General features: G+C 45.3%; 14 protein-coding genes. 11 read left to right on the top strand and 3 right to left on the bottom strand.

Annotated features, from left to right (window positions below):
* Positions 1 to 140 precede the first annotated feature (140 nt).
* Both porV and ispF read left to right on the top strand, forming a co-directional pair.
* The gene (gene porV, locus QVP94_RS10100) at positions 141 to 1,343 is read left to right on the top strand and encodes a type IX secretion system outer membrane channel protein PorV (protein WP_005861221.1); all 1,203 of its coding nucleotides are present in this window, start codon (positions 141 to 143) and stop codon (positions 1,341 to 1,343) included.
* Positions 1,344 to 1,349: 6 nt separating this feature from the next.
* Entirely contained in the window at positions 1,350 to 1,835 is a 486-nt protein-coding gene (gene ispF, locus QVP94_RS10095; RefSeq protein WP_008773883.1) for a 2-C-methyl-D-erythritol 2,4-cyclodiphosphate synthase, read from the top strand.
* Here the strand turns inward: ispF and QVP94_RS10090 are convergent.
* Positions 1,804 to 4,113 carry a sensor histidine kinase gene (locus tag QVP94_RS10090; RefSeq protein WP_288213233.1) on the bottom strand — a complete coding sequence of 770 codons (2,310 nt, stop codon included), beginning with the start codon at positions 4,111 to 4,113 and terminating at the stop codon, positions 1,804 to 1,806. The genes ispF and QVP94_RS10090 overlap by 32 nt on opposite strands.
* A gap of 210 nt (positions 4,114 to 4,323) precedes the next feature.
* Here QVP94_RS10090 and QVP94_RS10085 point away from each other — a divergent pair, with 210 nt between their 5' ends.
* The 5 genes from QVP94_RS10085 (at position 4,324) to QVP94_RS10065 (ending at position 9,616) form a co-directional block, all read left to right on the top strand.
* On the top strand, positions 4,324 to 4,668 hold the full coding sequence (locus QVP94_RS10085; protein ID WP_022192528.1) for a translation initiation factor: 345 nt from the start codon (positions 4,324 to 4,326) through the stop codon (positions 4,666 to 4,668).
* Between the two features lie 12 nt (positions 4,669 to 4,680).
* Positions 4,681 to 7,848, top strand: a complete 3,168-nt coding sequence (locus QVP94_RS10080) for a UvrD-helicase domain-containing protein (protein WP_022192527.1) — start codon at positions 4,681 to 4,683, stop codon at positions 7,846 to 7,848.
* Between the two features lie 72 nt (positions 7,849 to 7,920).
* Positions 7,921 to 8,583: a phosphatidylserine decarboxylase family protein gene (locus tag QVP94_RS10075; protein WP_005861238.1), complete on the top strand. Its 663-nt coding sequence runs from the start codon at positions 7,921 to 7,923 to the stop codon at positions 8,581 to 8,583.
* The gene (locus QVP94_RS10070; protein WP_005861239.1) at positions 8,580 to 9,281 is read left to right on the top strand and encodes a CDP-alcohol phosphatidyltransferase family protein; all 702 of its coding nucleotides are present in this window, start codon (positions 8,580 to 8,582) and stop codon (positions 9,279 to 9,281) included. The genes QVP94_RS10075 and QVP94_RS10070 overlap by 4 nt, the downstream gene beginning before the upstream one ends.
* Positions 9,282 to 9,337: 56 nt before the next feature.
* Positions 9,338 to 9,616: a DUF4834 family protein gene (locus QVP94_RS10065; RefSeq protein WP_005861240.1), complete on the top strand. Its 279-nt coding sequence runs from the start codon at positions 9,338 to 9,340 to the stop codon at positions 9,614 to 9,616.
* 3 nt (positions 9,617 to 9,619) lie between these two features.
* Here the strand turns inward: QVP94_RS10065 and QVP94_RS10060 are convergent, their stop codons facing one another.
* Together QVP94_RS10060 and QVP94_RS10055 are read right to left on the bottom strand one after the other, a co-directional pair.
* Entirely contained in the window at positions 9,620 to 10,060 is a 441-nt protein-coding gene (locus tag QVP94_RS10060; RefSeq protein WP_005861241.1) for a nucleoside deaminase, read from the bottom strand.
* The gene (locus tag QVP94_RS10055) at positions 10,057 to 10,284 is read right to left on the bottom strand and encodes a hypothetical protein (RefSeq protein ID WP_005861242.1); all 228 of its coding nucleotides are present in this window, start codon (positions 10,282 to 10,284) and stop codon (positions 10,057 to 10,059) included. Before QVP94_RS10055 ends, QVP94_RS10060 begins: the two co-directional genes overlap by 4 nt.
* A 69-nt stretch (positions 10,285 to 10,353) precedes the next feature.
* On the opposite strand from QVP94_RS10055, the gene QVP94_RS10050 reads away from it, so the two are divergent.
* From QVP94_RS10050 to QVP94_RS10035, 4 genes are all read left to right on the top strand, one after another.
* Positions 10,354 to 10,719, top strand: a complete 366-nt coding sequence (locus QVP94_RS10050) for a YraN family protein (RefSeq protein WP_008773876.1) — start codon at positions 10,354 to 10,356, stop codon at positions 10,717 to 10,719.
* A gap of 12 nt (positions 10,720 to 10,731) precedes the next feature.
* Positions 10,732 to 11,091, top strand: coding sequence for an MmcQ/YjbR family DNA-binding protein (locus QVP94_RS10045; RefSeq protein ID WP_005861248.1), 360 nt, complete (start codon positions 10,732 to 10,734; stop codon positions 11,089 to 11,091).
* Positions 11,078 to 11,830, top strand: a complete 753-nt coding sequence (locus QVP94_RS10040) for a biotin--[acetyl-CoA-carboxylase] ligase (protein ID WP_005861250.1) — start codon at positions 11,078 to 11,080, stop codon at positions 11,828 to 11,830. The genes QVP94_RS10045 and QVP94_RS10040 overlap by 14 nt, the downstream gene beginning before the upstream one ends.
* 692 nt (positions 11,831 to 12,522) lie before the next feature.
* Positions 12,523 to 15,748, top strand: a 3,226-nt coding sequence (locus tag QVP94_RS10035; RefSeq protein WP_288213232.1) for a hypothetical protein, incomplete at its 3' end; no start/stop codon positions are given.

Below are 15,748 nucleotides of genomic sequence, written 5' to 3'. Positions count from 1 at the left end.
GAATAACTCGAAAGAGGCGACGAAAGCGAATAAATTAATCATTCTCGCACAATAAAGTATCGGGTAATTAGTTTATAATAAGCATGGGGGTATGTTTATTACCCTCTAGGAATGATAAATGTATTTTTAGAATAGAATATATGGTAAGAGTTTCAAGATTCAGTCTGTTACTAGCGGTTTTCAGCTTTTTGACGGCATTTACGGCTTTATATGCCCAAGGAGGCGCAGACGATGTTAAACATAAATTCGCCCCGATTAATACGGCGATACCGTCTTTGTCTATCGCGCCCGACGCTCGCGGAGGTGCTATGGGTGATAACGGTGTGGCTACTACGCCGGATGTGAATTCCCAATACTGGAACCCGGCTAAGTATGCTTTTAGCTATAGTAAGGCCGGAGTCGCCTTGTCCTATACGCCTTGGTTACGTAAATTGGTGAATGATGTGGCTTTAGCGTATCTGGCCGGTTATTATAAATTAGGCGATAGCGATATGCAGGCGATCGGAGCCTCTTTGCGTTATTTCTCTTTAGGAGAAGTACAGGAAAGCCGGGATGGAGGAATGGGTAATCAGCTCATATTGAATCCTTATGAGATGGCTTTTGATGTAAGTTATAGCCGTAAATTATCGGATGTGTTCTCTATGGCAGTCGCCTTGCGCTATATTCGTTCGGACATGGGTGCCTCGTCGGACGCGGATATGGTTCCGGATAACGCTTTTGCCGCTGATATCGCCGGTTATCTGGAGAAATACGTGATCTTAGGGAATAGCGAGTGCCTGTGGAGCTTTGGTTTTAATGTCTCCAATATCGGTACGAAGGTCTCTTACGACGGTGGAAATACCAACCAATTCTTGCCTACGATGTTAAAGGTTGGAACTGGTTTACTGTATCCGATCGATGATTATAACCAAATCGGTATCTATGTGGATTTGAGTAAATATTTAGTTCCTACCGAACCTATTCAAGAAGGTACGACTCCCGAGGATGAGGCTGCTTATAAGGAAAAACATGATGAATATAACAATATGTCCCCGATCACGGGTATCTTCAAATCATTCGGTGACTCGCCGAATGGCTTCAAGGGCGAGCTAGAGGAGATTATGGCCTCTATCGGTCTGGAGTATAATTACAATCAGCAGTTCTTTGTTCGTGGCGGTTATTACTATGAGAATAAATATCAGGGAAACCGTCAGTACTTCTCAGTCGGTGCTGGTTTCCGCATGAGTGTTTTCCAGTTGGATGCCGCTTATCTGATCAGTACGGTACAGAGTAACCCGTTGGACCAGACATTGCGTTTCTCCTTGTCGTTCGATATGGATGGAATCAAGAACCTTTTCAGATAAATGGGTATGAAGATACGTGTAGGTTTTGGTTATGACGTCCACGCCTTGGTGCCGGACCGGGAATTATGGCTGGGCGGGATTAAGATCGAGCATACGTTGGGCCTATTGGGACATAGCGATGCGGACGTGCTGATCCATGCGATCTGTGACGCTTTATTGGGAGCGGCCAATATGCGGGATATCGGTTATCATTTCCCGGATACGGCCGGTGAATATAAGAATATCGATAGTAAGATCTTGCTCCGGGATACCATGAGGCTTTTAAGAGACGCGGGCTATGAGTTGGGTAATATCGATGCCACCGTAGCCGCCGAGCGCCCTAAATTGAATCCCCATATTCCTCTGATGAAGAAAACGCTGGCCGAGGTCATGAACGTGGACGAGGAGGATATCTCTATCAAGGCTACTACCACGGAGAAGCTGGGCTTCACCGGACGGCAGGAAGGGATCTCGGCTTACGCTACGGTCTTGATACAGCGCATGGGATCGTAAACCAGAAAGTACTCCCTTTTCCTTCTTCCGACTCTACGCCGATCTTCCCGTGAAGATTCTCTAGGATCGTTTGGCAAATGGATAGTCCGAGTCCGGTTCCTTGGATAAAGGAATCGAATTTGGCGAAACGCTCGAATACGTGCGGGAGGTTCTTCCGCTCAATACCTTTTCCGGTATCTTTTACGTAAAAGTATAATCCATCTTCCCTCTCCTTGTATCCCATGCGGATAGACCCTTGGAACGTGAACTTACAGGCGTTCGTGAGGAAGTTGGTGATCACTTGGGTCAAGCGATTCTTCTCGGAATAGATAACGCAATCCTGTTCAGGTATCTCGCAATAGAGAGTGACACCGTCTTTCACCCGGCTTTGGAAGGTCTGGTATAAGCTCCGGAATAGCGTGGATACGTTGAACTCGGAATAGATGAAATCCATTTGCCCGGCCTCGATCTTCGATAGGTCCAGGATATCGTTCACGAGTTGAAGGAGAAGCTCGTTGTTCGTCTCGATGATCTCGCAGAACTCTCTCGTCCCCTCGGAGTGGCAAGTTTCCGCTAGCAGGTTGGAAAAGCCTACGATAGCGTTCAGCGGGGTACGTATCTCGTGGCTCATGTTCGCTAGGAAGGCGGATTTCAACCGGTTGGATTCCTCTATCTTCTCCTTGTCCCTCAGTTCTTGTTCCATTTTTTTCCGTTGGTTGATGAGGGTAGTACCTCCGGTTAAGTAGGCGGGTTTTCCTTCCGGATCGGTTTTCCCTACGATCGCAAAGATCTCTATCCATGTATATTCAAGCCCTGTATCGTCTAAATAACGGATCTCCTCGTCGATCGATATGCTCTCGCCGGCGATTAGTTTATTGATCGCGTCTTGCATCTGTTCCAAGTCCTCGGGGTGAATGCCGCTATAAAACTCGTCCGCCGACATGCAGAATTGGCCGTCGATTCCCTTGTCGCGAATGGATCTTTGGGTCAGGTAAATATTGTTACATTCGAGCCGTGCTTCTTTTACGTCCCATATCCATGTCATCATGTTGCTGGCTTTCAAGACGAGCTGGTATTTCTGGTTCAGGTCTTGCGCTTGGCGTGCGATTTGCAGCTCCTTGTCTTTGGCCTTTTGCTTTTGGATGAAGAGGCGGACCCGTAAGATCCCGATCGTTATCAATAACGCCAGAATGACGAGTAGGCTTATGATATGGATCTTGTATTTCTGTAAGAAACCGGGAGGCTCTTGGAAATACGTGGCGTTCGGGGGATATAGGCCGGGATCGATCTGGTGAAGCAATAGATGCTGGTAATTTAGGTAGGCCCTCGGGGTTTCCGCGGTCTGGATCGGGATTTCCTTACTATCTTTCCCCGAGAGGATCATTTCGATCGTGTTGACCGTCACCTGAGCATAATCCTCCGGAGAAACATAATATCCCCCGGCGAAATTCCCGTTTTCTGTTTGTACGTCTTGCAAGGTAAAGATTGGGGGGACGGAGAAACTATTGGTCATTTTCTGGACGTTATCGACTAGGTAACGATTCTCGTTATCCTTCCGGGTCCTGTACCATGAGTAATAAAGGACTCCGGTCTTATTGTCGAAAGAGGCCAGTCTGTCCAATAAGTTCTCGGTGGAAATGGAGGTGGTAGACAGTGGCTCGAATTGGATGCCCGGAAAATCTTTCCGTAGCACGGCCTCTACATCCGCTTTCGTTTGCTGGCTTATATAACGGCGGTCAAAAATAAAGGCCAGTTTGGTTAATTCCGGTTGTAGCTTTTTGATTAGCTCGATCGTTTGCTTGATATAGACTGGGTATTTTATAAAAGTGGCGTTATAGCCTTTTACTACGTCCGTGATGGGAACCAGCGTATCGAGCACGTTTTTATCTAGGTCTATCAGGTACTCTTCTTTCGGGTACATATAATCTCTGGCGTAGCAGATGATAGAGGGAATATCTTTCCATTCCTTGTCAAACAACGGGCGGGCGACAAGCCAAGAGGGATCTCCTATGCATACGACTAAGGTGGGTGGCACGGGAACTCTCTCTAGGATCATTGTTCTCTTCTCTTGAAACCCTTCCATAGTGCGGATACCGGGGATCTGTAAGGGAATCGCCTTTACGGTAAACCCTTCCTCCCCGAATTTTCTTTCTATATCAAGATAGGTCTGTTTTGTCCAGCTTTCCTCGAAGTTGATGGAGTGCAGTACGACGATCGACGGTTTCTCGCCGGAGCCTCGCGCGCTCATGTTCAAGTGGACCGTTAGTATAATAAAAATAAAAAGAATGATATTTCTCATGGCCGTTAATTCTAAGCGATATATGTAGCAAACGTGATTCTGGTAGCAAATGTAGTGATTCCGCTTTATTAAGCAAGAGGTTTGCCTGAAAATAAAGGTTTTATATGTAGTAAAATGGTAATAGTTCCATCTTGATAGGATAGCCTTTTCGCCCTTGTTTGCCTATTCGGAGATTAATACGTAGCTTTGAGCCAATAAAGTGGTATTTTTATGAAGAATAATGATTGGAAAGATCGATTAGGCGTGATGTACTCCACGAATCCCGATTTTCAATATAATACGGGAGATACGGAAGAGGAAGATACGTTGCCGAAGGAGAAACAAGCTTTGCGCATATCCTTGGATAAGCGGAACCGGGGAGGGAAGATGGTTACCTTGATCACCGGGTTCCGGGGCACTTCCGAGGATCTGACCGCCTTGGGAAAACTCTTGAAAGTGAAATGCGGCGTAGGCGGTTCCGCTAAGGACGGGGAGATAATCATCCAAGGGGACCTGCGTGCCAAGGCGTTGGATATCCTCCGGAAAGAGGGCTATTCGAAAAGCCGTACGATCTAATCCCCGATCGCTATGCTAACAATCTATAGGGCTTCCGCCGGGGCGGGCAAGACGCATAAATTGACAGGGGAGTACCTGATGTTACTCTTCTCCCAGCCGGGCGCTTACCGCCGGATCTTGGCCGTGACGTTTACGAATAAGGCGACGGATGAGATGAAAACCCGTATCGTCCAAGAACTTTATCACCTTGCTTCCGGCCGTGCGTCCGATTATATCCAGCTACTCTCTTCCGCCTATTCTTTGACGGAGCGGCAGGTGAGGGAGCAGGCCCGGAAGATTCTGGTCGCTATCCTGCACGATTACTCCGCCTTTAATATCAGTACGATCGACCGCTTTTTCCAGCAAACGATGCGTGCCTTTACCCGCGAGATCGGTTTGCAAGGCGGCTATGGCATCGAGATGGACCAAGAACTGGTCTTGACCGAGGCGATCGATAACCTGCTGGCCGATCTGGAGAAGCCGGAGAGCAAGGATTTGCTAGGTTGGCTGCTGCGTTTCGCCGAGGACAAGATCGAGGATGGAGGTGGCTGGAGCTTGCGGAAGGATATCATGTCGCTCAGCCGGGAGGTCTTTAAGGAGAGTTATAAGGCATTTAGCGAGGAAGTAGGTAAGGATATCGCGGATAAGCAGGCGCTCGATGCCTATAAGAATGAGCTATACGCCATTATCCGCTCCGTCGAGGCGGAGGCGAAACGTTTAGGAGAGGAGGGAGTGGCGTTGCTGAAACAGTTCGCCTTACAACCCTCGGATTTTAAGGGAGGAAGTCGTTCCCCGTTTTTCTATTTCGAGAAGCTGGCGAAAGGTGAGATGAAAGAGCCGACAGCCACGTTCCAAGCTTTGCCGGATAATCCGGATGCCTATACGACCAAGACGACTCCACCGGGTCTCCGGCAGATCATCGGGTGTGTATATGAGGAAGGGTTGAATGCCTGCGTAAAGAATATCGTATCCCTGTTCGCCAACCTGACGGCCTATAACACGGCCCGGGAGATCGTACGTTATTATTATACGTTAGGGATCTTAACCGATATCTCCCGGCAAATCGCCTCTTACCGGGAAGAAAAGAATGTCATGCTGATCGCCGATACGACCGAGTTGCTGAATAAGGTCATCAGCGGCAGTGACGCCCCCTTTATCTACGAGAAAACGGGTACGCACGTAGATCATTATATGATCGATGAGTTCCAAGATACCAGCGGCATGCAGTGGAATAACTTCCGCCCCTTGGTGGAGGAGAGTCTGGCGAATGGCCGGGCGAATCTGATCGTTGGCGACGTGAAACAAAGTATTTATCGTTTTCGTAACTCGGATTGGAAGCTATTGGACGAGCAAGTCCGCAGGGATTTCGAGGACGAGCAAGTCCGTGAGGAAACCCTGATGGATAATTGGCGAAGCTGCCGCCATATCGTGGAGTTTAATAACGCGTTCTTCACCGCCGCTCCGGCGATCCTGCAAGATCTATATAATGAAGCGTTGAAAACCTCCTCATTAAGCGAGGAAGAACGCACGGCCTTTTTCACGAAGATCATGACCGCTTATGATAAGAGCATTCAGCGTGTCCCTCCCCCTTTCCAGAAGAAGGACGGACATGTACGGATCGATTTCTTGTCCGGCGATGAGGAGAAGAAGTGGGAGCAAGAGGCGATGGAGCGCTTGCCGGCTACCTTGGAGCGCTTGCAGGATAACGGTTACGCGCTAAAAGACATCGCCATACTCGTGCGTACCAATCAAGAAGGCGCTTTAGTGGCTGATACGTTGCTAGCCTATAAGGAAGAGCATCCGTCCGACCGGTACAATTACGATATCATTTCCGATGATGCCCTGTTCGTGGGTAGTTCTCCGGCGGTCCGTTTCCTGATCGCCGTATTGCGCTATTTGCGAAATCCGGAGGACCGGATGAACAAGAAATTGGCGATGTATGCCTATCAAGTATTAACCGGAAAATTCGGGGAGAGCGAGGCGGATGAGTCTGTTTTCCAAAACCTTCAGTCTATTTCCCGGCAATCCTTGTACGAGGTAACCGAAGGGCTCTTCCGTAACTTCTCCGCTTACTTCCCGGAAACGGAACAGGTATTCGTGCAAGCCTTTCTGGATATGGTTTCCGAGTACGCCCAAAAAGAAAGCGCGGATTTGAACCGTTTCTTGAGATGGTGGGACGAGACCGGTTATCGAAAGACGATCGCTACCCCGGATGGGCAAAACGCTATCCGCATCTTGACCGTACATAAATCCAAGGGCTTAGGTTTTAAGGTCGTTATCATTCCTTTCGGGGACTGGGAGATCGACCATAAGCCGACAAAGCCCGTTATCCTTTGGTGCCACCCGGAGAAGAAGCCGTTTGACCGCCTGCACTTAGTTCCTGTCCGTTACGGACAGATCCTGAGTAGCACGATTTTCGCCAAGGATTATTTCAAGGAGCGCTTGCATGCTTTCATCGATAACTTGAACACCTTATACGTCGCTTTTACCCGTTCGAAAGAAGAACTGATCGTATTCTCCCCCCGTCCGAGGAAGATCAACAAGGAAGGTAAGGTTGAGAAGATAACTTCCATCGCCGATCTATTGTGGGCGGGGGTGGAGACGGATATCGAGGATGATACCTTTGAAAGGGGCGAATGGTGGCATCCAGCTTCGGGTAGAACGGCAGAAGATACCCTGGAGGAAATCCCCATGAGCCGCCTGTATTCCGTTTCCCCGGATGATCGTTTACAATTACGCCTGCATGGGAAAGGATTCTTTTTCGATAATGCCAGGCGGAAGCACGGTACCTTGATGCATGAGGTATTGAGCCGGATACGTACGCCGAAAGATATTCCCGCTTCGGTCGAAAGTTATCGGTTAGCCGGGGTGATTAACCGGGAGGAAGCGGCGGAGTTGATCAGCCGTCTGGAAGAATTATTGCAAGCGGAGGAGGTAAAGGCTTGGTATGATGGTTCCGCCCGTGTCTTGAATGAAGTGGATATCCTGTTCGGTAAAGGCTTGTCTAAACGTCCGGACCGGGTGATGATAAAAGATAACAAGGTAATTGTCGTGGATTATAAATTTGGCGAACGGCAAGATAAGCGCCATCCTAATCAGGTAAGAAATTACCTGCAATTAATTCGTAAAATGGGTTTCGAGCGGGTCGATGGATACCTTTGGTACGTAGAGTTAGGCAAAATAGAGGCAGTGAATAAGTGATATATTTTTGATATTCGGTAAAAATGAATATTTTTGCAGATTCTTAGTATAAAACGATACAGTCAAAGAAGAATGAAAGTACATAAAGAAGGAACCGGTTTACTGCTTACGTTGTTTACAATATTATTTATTGTGAATATAACTTTGTACCATACGGTAGGTAAGGGTATGCTGTTTTATTCTGTCGCTTTTGTTTCTACCGTATTGTTCCTATTGGTATTAAACTTCTTCCGTAGTCCTTTCCGCCGGTTTCCTTATGATTCGGAAGGCTTGGTGATCGCTCCCGCCGACGGTACGATCGTTGCCATCGAGGAAGTGATGGAGAACGAGATCCTTCATAAGAAGTGCCTACAGATATCTATCTTTATGTCTATCTTCAACGTGCATGCTAATTGGTTTCCCGTAAACGGTACCGTTAAGCATGTTTCCCACCAGAACGGGCGTTTTATGGCGGCTTATCTGCCGAAGAGTAGTACGGAGAACGAACGCTCGGCGGTCGTGATTACCACGAGGAACGGGGTGGATGTCTTGGCTCGTCAGATTGCCGGGGCGATGGCACGCCGCATCGTTACGTATGCCAAGCCGGGAGAGAAATGTCATGTGGACGAGCAAATGGGGTTTATTAAATTCGGTTCTCGCGTGGATGTCTACCTGCCGGTAGGAACAGAGGTGTTAATAGAGATGGATCAAAAAGTAACAGGCAATCAAACGCCTATAGCCCGTTTGTCAAAATGAGTATAAGAAAACATATTCCTAATACAATTACGTGTCTAAGCCTTCTGTCCGGTTGTGTCGCCAGTGTTATGGCCTTGCACGGAAATCTTTTATCTGCGTTGATTTGGATTATTATAGCCGCGGTCTTTGATTTCTGCGATGGCTTTGCCGCTCGTTTATTGAAGGCTTACTCGCCGATGGGAAAGGAATTGGATTCCTTGTCGGATATGGTAAGTTTCGGCTTCGCTCCGGGCATGGTGGTCTATTGGTTGTTGGGAGAGGCTTCTACGGCTTTGCCTTTTGGCTCTTTGAATACGTATATCCCTTATCTGGCGTTCGTGATCCCTACGTTTTCAGGTTTGCGTTTGGCTAAGTTCAATATTGATGAACGGCAAACTACCTCGTTTATCGGCTTGCCGGTTCCGGCGCATGCTTTATTTTGGGCTTCGGTGGGATATTCTGTTTTACCGGTTGTCCATGCGAATGAAGGCTTGTTCGTGTTGGTGACTGTTATCTTGGCGTTTATTACCTCCTTGCTGTTGGTGTCTGAGATACCGATGTTCTCGCTGAAGGTGAAATCCTTAGCGTGGAAGGGTAATGAGCTTCGCTATATATTGATCGCTTGTGCCATTATTTTCGTGGCGTTATGGGGATTCTTGGGAATCTCTGGAACCATCCTGTTATATATAGTCTTGTCTATTTTTAACAAAAAGGGATAAACAAGAATTCTTATCTTTGTGTTTGTGATAGTAAAGAATCATTTAAGTATCGGATTATGTTTAAGTTTTTGTTTGTAATATTCTTTTTCTTTATCCTGTTGGTGTTTCTGATGGGTTTCTCCATCTTGCGTACCTTTAAGAACATCTTTTTTGGTAGCGGAAACAGCACTCGTAAGGGAGAACAACGTCGTCAAACAAATAGCAATACTTCCGGACATCGTTCTACGACTACTACCGCCCGGGACGATGATGATGATCGTACACCTTATGTGCACCGTAAGAAGATATTCGCCAAAGATGAAGGGGAATATGTGGATTACGAGGAAGTTAAATAGAGCTTAGCGTCTTTGCTTGAAGAAACGCTGCATTTCTTCCGCGCACTCTTTTTCAAGGATACCTTTTTTGATAATCGCTTTCGGATGGAAGGCTTGAGGGGCGAATTTGGAGAAACCTCTTTTATCATCGGATGCCCCGTATACGATCGTGCTTAATTGTGCCCATCCGATCGCACCGGCACACATTATGCAGGGTTCCACGGTTACGTATAGACTACAATTTGTCAGGTATTTCGCTCCTAAGACTCCGGTGGCGGCCGTAATCGCCAACATCTCGGCATGTGCGGTCACGTCGTTCAAGCATTCGGTTTGATTATGCGCCCTCGCTATGATCTGGTTGTTGCAGACGATAACTGCTCCTACGGGAACCTCACCCTCGGACGCTGCCGCACGAGCTTCCACCAACGCTTGCTTCATGAAATATTCGTCATTGAAAGGATTCATCTTCTCATCTCATTTTCGTTGAAAAGAGTCGGATAATCCTCCTCCAAGGTCTTGAGGATGTGAGAAAGGATCGTCTCTCGGTACCAACGGGACTTATTCTCGATCTTGTAGCGTGAAAGGTAACGTTTTACCGCTTTATGCTCTTCGTCATTCAGCATAAAGGTCACTTTGTGTACCCTCGGATGATTGGGGTGAGCCGATGAATATTTACGTTCTTCTTTCATACATTTGCAAATGTACGAGTGAATAGCCGAATAACAAAGAAAATGGCTATATTTGTGCAAATTAATGCGATGGCAAGACAGAACGATATGGGTCGGGAAGGTGAGTCTGAGGCTCGTGCCTATCTGGTAAAACATGGATATAACGTGTTGCATACCAATTGGCATTGGCATCATTATGAACTGGATATTATCGCTGTCAAGGAAGATGAGTTAATCGTGGTGGAGGTAAAGACACGCTCTGAGGATTTTTTGCTTTCACCGGAAGATGCGGTAGACACCAAGAAGATTCGGAGGATTGTCGCCGCTGCGGATGCCTATGTCCGTTATTTTAATATAGACTTACCAGTCCGTTTTGATATCGTGACATTGATCAAGAAAGAGACGGGTTTCCTGATCGACCATATCGAAGATGCTTTCTATGCTCCTTGCCGTTAAAAGATAAAAGTTATGAATATAGAAGAAGTACGTGAATACTGCCTTTCCTTGAAGAATACCATCGAGTGTTTCCCGTTCGATGAGGTATCGCTGGTCTTTAAGGTAGAGAATAAGATGTTCCTGCTGCTTCCTTTGGATGCGGAGGAGCCTCATGTCTCCTTGAAATGTAGTACGGATTATGTGGAAGAGTTACGGGAACATTATACGGCGGTTGAGCCAGCTTACCATTTTAATAAGAAATACTGGAATAGCATTTATCTGGACCGGGATATGGAAGACGAGGAGATTAAACGCTGGATCTTCCATTCTTACCGGGAAGTGATCGCTAAACTACCAAAAAATATAAGGGAAATTTATAATGATGAGCACTGATAATGAATCTCCCCGCATCTTGCGTGTGGCGGAAACCGCTTCTACGAATAGCTTGCTTCGTGAGTTGGTCATCAAGGAATCTCTTGCGGAAGGAAGTGTGGTCGTTGCCGATTTCCAGACAGCCGGACGTGGTCAGATCGGGAATACTTGGGAGTCTGAGGCGGGAAAGAACTTGATGTTTAGCTTAGTCCTGTACCCTACGTGCATCCCTGCAAATCGCCAATTCTTGATTTCTCAAATAGCGGCCTTGAGCGTAAAAGAAACGTTAGACTCATATACGGATCATGTCACGGTGAAATGGCCGAATGATATTTACTGGAAAGATAAGAAGATTTGCGGAATGTTGATCGAGAACGATCTATCAGGGCATAATCTATATTGCTCCATCATCGGGATCGGCATAAACTTGAATCAAGCGGTGTTTCGGGGAGATGCTCCGAATCCTGTTTCCTTGTTTCAAATAACAGGCAATGAAGTAAACCGGGAAGAGGTTTTAGATCGTTTCCTCTCAATATTCTATCGCTATTATTTATCTCTCCTCCAAGAGGAATACGAGGATATTCGTATCCGCTATCAATTAGCATTGTATAGAAGGGAGGGCTATCATGCCTATAGGGATGAGGCGGGAGAATTCGAGGCCTGTATCCATGATATAGAATCAACCGGGCATCTTTTGCTAGCGTTACGGGATGGAAGCATCCGTCGTTATGCTTTTAAGGAGGTGTCTTATTGTAAGTGACCTCTTCGGGCGCGAATCTGGGATTTTTGCGAGGGCTTTCTCCTATGTTCTTCTTTCCTTCTAAGTAGCTCGTTTATAGAATCTCTTTTCATGTTAGTAGTTTGAGTGATCACAAAAAATGAACGAATTTGAAGGATGAGGCTTTTGACGTAGGTCTGATTGGGATGATGTGTATTGGGATTGGGTGTGTGAGGAAGGCTTGGTAACGGGCGAGGATTTTGGGAGCAGTTATACTTACTTGGTTGGGGAAGTATATATCCTTTGGCACTTATAATATATATCCTATGGGGAGGTAAATAGTACTTTGTATCCTTTCAAGATACGGTAATTCCAGTGGAAGTAATCTTTATAACATGAATAATAATGTACGTGTACATTAATTTATGTTGATTGGTGGTTGAGGGATTATTATGCTTGGCCTTGGTTCGAGAATGGCTTTTATGGAGTGGGGGATATAGGTAAGGGATGGGTAGTTCGTGGTTATAATCCGCTATTTCGTAATGAATAGCCTATTTGATTGATAAGAAAGCGTGTAGGATGACAAAAAAATAATAGGGAAGATTTGCGCGAATCGAAGAAACGCGTACCTTTGCAAATGATAGATAAAGTCGGCTGTCAGTATTATGGTTTTGTGAAGGCAGCCCAAAGAATGAGCTTATTACACTTTAGTATTAATATTAAATTATTTAATTATGAACAAAAAGTTTTCTACTTTTTTGTGCGCTAGCTTACTTTTAGCTTCAGCATTCACTACTGCGAATGCGGCAGATTTGACTGGCGTTAACAATGGTGCGGATGCTTTTATGGTATCAAAATTGGATAAAGCTGCGTTAAGCGGTTTGTATCAATTAAGAGTAACCAGCACCGCTGCAGGCAACACGACAAACGGTGTCCTTGCTATAGAGAATGGCAAGTATGTTGTCAAAGCTTCCAATTACAATTTACTGAATTCATTGTGGTGTATTACGATTACGGAGCAAGGTCAAGGTAAAGAGCCTATCTATGACTTCGTGAACAAAGCTACAGGTGAATTTTTGGCGATCAATGAGGCTGATGTTCAGGGCTTGGCGGTAAACGCTACTTCCGGGGCTCTTCAAGTTGGTGAAACTTACGGCGGTTGGGCTTTTGCTAGAACTTACAAGGAAGTGTTGGAGAAAAATCAACCGATGTTTACTTATCAAGAGGCTGACTATGTTCTTATCTTGTTGGAAGATAATGGTGTGTTAAAAGCTAAGAAAGTTTTAGCTAGTGAAGCTAGAGATTTAACTGATGCTGTAAAGTTTACTGTGTACGACGCAGGTACTTACGTGTTGAGTGCAGATGAGATTAACGCTTATTTGAAAGATAATAAGAATGTTCTTAATTTCAATCAGGATGCTAATGCTGACGTAAACCCGTTTACGACTAAAGCGTTTGTCGCAAAAGAACTAAAGGGTGGTCTTGCTGCTGATCACAATTTCGTTTATGTGACAGATAAAGAGAATGAGAACTCTTATTTGAAAGTTGATACCGCTGCTAATGGTGTAGGTATCCAATTCTTGAAGTTTGGCTGGACAAATGCTGAAAAAGAGCCGAACAAAGATGTAGAGAATTCAACGTTGGCTAATCAACATAAGTTCTTGTTCTCTTACAAACCTTCTACAGATAGCTTGTTTATCCAAGTAAAGCAGGTTCGTTATAAGAATGAAAAGAATGCCGAAAAATATTGGAAAGATGTAACAGATATTAAGAACTATGGTTCTAAGTATGTAGGAGTTTCTGATACTGACGTTAATTTAGATAATAACGCTGTAGCTGAGATGCCTGGTGATGCAGTTGCTCCTTCTCAATTGTTCGTTAAGTTGCAGAACTTTACGGTAGCTGACAGAATTGCGACAATCGGTGCTAGACCAATCAATACACATATCGGTTTTGGCTTGAAGGGTTGCAATGCTGCAAGTGACAAGACATCTATTGCTAACGGTTTGTATATCATTAAGAACGCTAAGGGACAAGTTCTGGCTGCTCCTATTCATGAGAATGATAACGTAGGTCACAACCAGGTTGAGTGGGTTACTTTGGATGAGCAAGATCCTATGCACATGCCAGCTTATCAATGGGTAATCACGAAGACTTTGAACTCGGAAGCTTCTCAGGCTACATCTCCGATTAAGGTGGTTAACCGTGAGTTCTTAGAGACTTATAACAATGTTCAATTGAGATTGAATGACAAAAATGAGATCGATGCTTCTTATGATCTTTTGGATGGGGTTACTTTTGTCCAGATCACAGACTCTGCCATAATCAAGGATAAGAAGTTGGGTTATAAGTATCTTGCTAAGAACGAGTTGATCGTTAATAAGTATAAGTTCAACTATTTGAATCCGTTCACTCAAGATTATTGGATCGCTAACGGTGCAGACAAAGATTCTTTGATTTACGTGAAGGAGGCTGCTAACGAATATACCTTGACTGAAGGATCTACCGCTGAGTATGGTATTGATGTTGACGCTACATTATTAAAGAAGATCCCGGGACTTGCTCAATTGGAAAGAACAAACTACGTGATCGCTAAGAACAAGACGGCTAAATTAGTTAAGGCTTATGGTAGCAAGTATTCTATGGGTGCTGCTAATTATGGTACTGTAGCAGAAGTGGATACATTCTTCTTCAAAGAGAACAACCACTATGATGGCAAGCATTACTATGCGATCTTGGAGACAGCTTATGATAACACGAAGCATGCGGCATATATCGCTGATCTGAATAAAGAGACTTCTAAAGTTGGTATCGCTGATGACGGTATGACCGCAGGTTTGAAGGTTCAGTTATTGAATGAGTCTAGAACCTCCGCATTTACTGTAGAGCCTAGCGATGCTCCTTTATATCGTCGTTTCAATAAGGCGGTTCTTGGCGAGAACGTGAATGATGGCGCAGATAGCTTGGCATTCGTGGAGAGATATCGTCATGAATACTTGATGGATGAGACCAATGCTAACTTTGAGGATAAAAATGGCGTTGTTGATTATTTAGGTATCTGGAACAAGGATAAAGCGAATGGTAAGTTGGCTATGCGTATTGATACCGCATGGTTGAACCGTGGAGCAGGCAATGTTAAGCCTCAATACTTGATTTCTGTAGCACGTGATGATCAAGGTGCTATTGAGACGATTCCTTGTGATGAGGCTGATGACAAACACTTCTATATCGATGAGAATGGCAACGCTCATAAGACTGATAAATGGCATTGCCAGCATGCTAAGCCGGGACGTGCAGGTTTCGCTTATGGTAAATACTTGGTAAGCTTTGCGGACTCAGCTAGAGCAGATAAGGATAAACCATACATGGATATTAAGAATGGTTATACTCGCGTAGGTTTCGTTAAGGCAATTCATTCCGGTGATAGCTTGTATATCTTGGTGAACGAGTTCAAGAATATGAAACCGGCGGATTTGAATATTGATGAGATTATTAAGTCTTACAAAGCTGCTAAGATCGATGGTGCTTATATCGTAAACTTACAAGGTGATCAACACAAGAATGTAACGTGGTCTTTCCGTTATGTAGATCCGGACAAGGCAGCGAGTGTGACAGAAGAGGGCGAAGCTAATGCGTTCATGTTTGAGTCGAATGTTTACTCAGATAGCCCTGAGACCTCTGTAAATGGAAATGTTCCTTTAGGAAATGTTCATGGCTTGGAAAATGCGATCGCTCCTAAGTATGCAGCTTGGTTGAAGATGCAAAATGGTTGCTTGGTATTAACTCGCGGCGATTCTGATTTCAACTCTTCTAAGACCGGTGGTGATGCAGCGTTGGTATTCAATGTAGACCCAGAGGCTTCTAAGGGAGATATGGTAACTTCTAACGACGAAGTAGCTGTAGAAGGTGTATCTGTAGTAGCTGGCAACGGTACTGTAACTGTTCAAGGCGCTGCTGGTA

Origin of the sequence: Parabacteroides sp. CAG:2 (genome assembly GCF_000436315.1) — a bacterium.
Taxonomy (GTDB): domain Bacteria; phylum Bacteroidota; class Bacteroidia; order Bacteroidales; family Tannerellaceae; genus Parabacteroides; species Parabacteroides distasonis.
The sequence above is the reverse complement of the archived record's forward strand: the minus strand, read 5'-3'. Positions and strand labels throughout refer to the sequence as shown.

Bases quoted from the DNA above. Each gene is read 5' to 3' on its own strand.
- QVP94_RS10045 (WP_005861248.1), top strand. From the start codon at position 10,732: ATGAATATAGAAGAAGTACGTGAATACTGCCTTTCCTTGAAGAATACC.
- QVP94_RS10085 (WP_022192528.1), top strand. From the start codon at position 4,324: ATGAAGAATAATGATTGGAAAGATCGATTAGGCGTGATGTACTCCACG.
- QVP94_RS10050 (WP_008773876.1), top strand. From the start codon at position 10,354: ATGGCAAGACAGAACGATATGGGTCGGGAAGGTGAGTCTGAGGCTCGT.
- QVP94_RS10075 (WP_005861238.1), top strand. From the start codon at position 7,921: ATGAAAGTACATAAAGAAGGAACCGGTTTACTGCTTACGTTGTTTACA.
- QVP94_RS10065 (WP_005861240.1), top strand. From the start codon at position 9,338: ATGTTTAAGTTTTTGTTTGTAATATTCTTTTTCTTTATCCTGTTGGTG.
- ispF (WP_008773883.1), top strand. From the start codon at position 1,350: ATGAAGATACGTGTAGGTTTTGGTTATGACGTCCACGCCTTGGTGCCG.
- QVP94_RS10060 (WP_005861241.1), bottom strand. From the start codon at position 10,060: ATGAATCCTTTCAATGACGAATATTTCATGAAGCAAGCGTTGGTGGAA.
- QVP94_RS10080 (WP_022192527.1), top strand. From the start codon at position 4,681: ATGCTAACAATCTATAGGGCTTCCGCCGGGGCGGGCAAGACGCATAAA.
- QVP94_RS10055 (WP_005861242.1), bottom strand. From the start codon at position 10,284: ATGAAAGAAGAACGTAAATATTCATCGGCTCACCCCAATCATCCGAGG.
- QVP94_RS10040 (WP_005861250.1), top strand. From the start codon at position 11,078: ATGATGAGCACTGATAATGAATCTCCCCGCATCTTGCGTGTGGCGGAA.
- QVP94_RS10090 (WP_288213233.1), bottom strand. From the start codon at position 4,113: ATGAGAAATATCATTCTTTTTATTTTTATTATACTAACGGTCCACTTG.
- porV (WP_005861221.1), top strand. From the start codon at position 141: ATGGTAAGAGTTTCAAGATTCAGTCTGTTACTAGCGGTTTTCAGCTTT.
- QVP94_RS10070 (WP_005861239.1), top strand. From the start codon at position 8,580: ATGAGTATAAGAAAACATATTCCTAATACAATTACGTGTCTAAGCCTT.